The organism is Wolbachia endosymbiont of Pentidionis agamae, from assembly GCF_036711655.1.
Lineage (GTDB): Bacteria > Pseudomonadota > Alphaproteobacteria > Rickettsiales > Anaplasmataceae > JAZHPY01.
Genome location: NZ_JAZHPY010000103.1, coordinates 1 through 2930 on the forward strand (window position 1 = coordinate 1; position 2930 = coordinate 2930).

Annotated in this window: 1 protein-coding gene and 2 pseudogenes; 2 read left to right on the plus strand and 1 reads right to left on the minus strand. The window is 29.0% G+C overall.

What is annotated here, in order from left to right; genetic code table 11:
* Positions 1 to 484: 484 nt before the first annotated feature.
* Positions 485 to 1207 (minus strand): annotated as a pseudogene (locus V6U76_RS04965) (transposase).
* 538 nt (positions 1208 to 1745) lie between these two features.
* Between V6U76_RS04965 and fmt the strand changes: the two are divergent.
* Both fmt and V6U76_RS04975 read left to right on the plus strand, forming a co-directional pair.
* Complete coding sequence (fmt, locus tag V6U76_RS04970; protein ID WP_333024023.1) at positions 1746 to 2657, plus strand: methionyl-tRNA formyltransferase; 912 nt, start codon at positions 1746 to 1748, stop codon at positions 2655 to 2657.
* A 34-nt stretch (positions 2658 to 2691) separates the two neighbouring features.
* Positions 2692 to 2930, plus strand: a pseudogene (locus V6U76_RS04975) (hypothetical protein); the annotation flags it as partial.

Consider the following 2930-nt stretch of genomic DNA (forward strand, 5'->3'; position numbering starts at 1 on the left):
ATTCATTATTTTCCTCTTACAAAATTATATTTATAGGTAAATTGTATTTTTCATTTGTTAAAAATGACTTAATTCATGAATTTATTAAAATTAAAAATAATTTAATTAATATTAAAAATTTTGTTCTTCGGTATTTCTCTTAATTATTTTTACAAATTTAAGATTCTTAGGGAAAATAGACCTTTTTCAAATTTATAAAATACAAAAAAATAGAAGAGCTAGAGAGAGAAAAGTTCTCGCATTTTATTTATGTAAAAGCAACATTTGAGAGGATTATAGGATGAGAGTTAGTAGGTATGGTTACAGATATGATATACAGATAAGGAGTCATTATTGTATGGTTACATTGTAAAACAACAATAGTAGTAATAGAGCAATACAAAAGGGAGCATTTAGCACTATAACATCAATGCAAAAATTACTTAATAACCACGGTTGCAGATTACTGCGTGAAATAAATCAGTAAAATTCTGGCCTTTTTAGGCTATATAGAGTAAGAAACTAATGTAGAAAGAATATGCACAAGAAATTTATCAGAGATCTGTATCTATTATGCTCGATCTCAAACTTGTTTTAAGCAATTAAAGACCGTTTCTATAATCAATTTTTCCTGAGCAAAATCTTATCTTTCATCGAAATTAGTGTGTTTTTTGTACCTTTTTTCACTTTAGTCACGAGTTTTAGGCCTCTATCAAAAAGTTTTTCAAAGAGCTCCTTCTTGATACAGCCTTTATCACTAAAAAAAAAATTTCTTAGTCAAATCTAGCCAAGGTATCACTTACCTTTGATCAGTATAACTACTTGAATTTTACCAATTTCATTAATTATCAAGTGCAATTTAAAGCAAAAAACCAGCCATCTAATCGTGCAAATTTTTATAATTCCTTTGAAAATCTTGTTTATGAAATTTCTGTTGCTTACAGAACAATTGCAAAAGCAATGCTAAATACCACAAAACCATAGATTTTAATGCGATAAACCTATGGTGGAGTTTGGACTCTGATTTATATGATTATTGAAGATAAAAAGCTTTAAAATTTTTGCATAAAGATTTATGATAAAGCATGGTAAGTATTTCTTATGCAGTAACAGTCTGGTTGGTTTTTGTAACTTGACAGGACGCAAATTTTTGTTTATAGCCTTGCAAAGATCATTCTACAAAGCAAAATAATTTGGTAGTTCTTTTATGATATGCACCCGAGTTTATTCTCTTTTCCTTACTTTTTTACTGTTTTCTAAGTCACAATTGAGATTTTGAAGACCAACAAATCGTGTTTCTACCTTTTAAAAAAGATGTGCAAATGATCTTTTTGCTATTTTTTTCGTAATAACTTATGTTTTGATACTGCGCTTTTTCCTGAAAAAATCGTTTTTGCTTTTTTGGGGAAGTTCTATTGAATGTTACTTAAGTTCATCACCATTAATCGAAGAAACTCCTCTCTTTTTAACCTCCTATATACTGATGAAAGACGTTCTATTGCCGAAGTAGACGTAAATGTTTGTTTGGTATTCAACTTGACAGCTTGAATTTGGAGTTGTCTATATCTGTATTTTAAAAATTCAATATTTTATATTAAGTAGATGTTAACACTACCTAACGTGTTAGTAGCCATATGGGCTTTCAGAATTGTGGTAAAATCGTTACAAGTAAATTGTTTCATCAAAAGAAAAAAGATTTACTAAAGAAAAGTTTTTGCTATCTTTACACTACTGTCTCTGTAACTTGGAAACATAATACTAAAACAATGAGAATCATTTTCATGGGATCACCGGAATTTGCTTTAACTCCATTAGATTCATTACTAAAATCAAAACATGAAGTAATTGCAGTTTATACAAGAACTCCAAAGCCTTCAGGACGTGGAAAAAAAAATACAAAAACACCTGTCCACATTGCATCTGAGAGAAATAATTTAAAAGTTTATATTCCGTCTTCTTTAAATTCTGTGAAAGAACAAGAAATATTAAGAAATCTAAAACCTGATGTAATAGTTGTTACAGCTTACGGACTTTTTCTACCAAAAAAAGTCTTAGATATCCCTAAGTATGGATGTATTAATATTCACCCATCTCTTTTGCCAAGGTGGCGTGGTGCAGCACCTATACAACATGCAATTTTAGCAGGCGATGAAGAAACTGGAGTGAGTATAATGCAAATGAATGAAATGCTTGATGCTGGAGATATTTTAAAGCAGGATAAGATTCATCTTGAAAAAGATTATAATTATAGCATGTTACATGACAAATTATCTAAGCTAGGAAGCAAGCTACTTATTGAAGTACTAGACGATATTGCAAATGTATCTCCTATTTTCCAAGAAGAAAATGGCGTATGTTACGCAAGCAAAATTTCTGACTATAAAATATATATAACTGATACTTGTGAAAGTGCTTGCAGAAAAGTAAAAGCTTTATATCCAAAAGCATTTTTTAACTTGGAAGGAAAGAGAATAAGAATACTTGATGCTAGTTGTATTTCATGTAATATTAATAGTGAAGAGAATATTGGCGCTATTATTAATAACTCTATGCATATAAGATTACATCAAGATATCTTTATACCAAAAATTGTACAAATAGAAGGCAAAAAGCCTTGTGATATCGAGAGTTTTATTCGTGGTTTAAAATTTAATTTAAAAGGTAAGGTTATAACTTGAATACAGTTCTTTGTATTTTGAAATTATTATAATTATGAATTTTACTATTGCTACTTTTTACCATTTTGTAAATCTTTTTAATTATTACGATATGAAGAGTGAAATAAAAAATGTATGTGATAACTTGAAGTTAAAGGGTACAGTACTTCTTGCAGAAGAAGGCATCAATGCCACAATTTCTGGGGAAAGAAATGCAATAAATAAATTTTTTCAGTTTTTGCAATTAGATTGTAGATTTAAAGATGTGAAGTGGTCAGAAACTTCAGCAGAGTA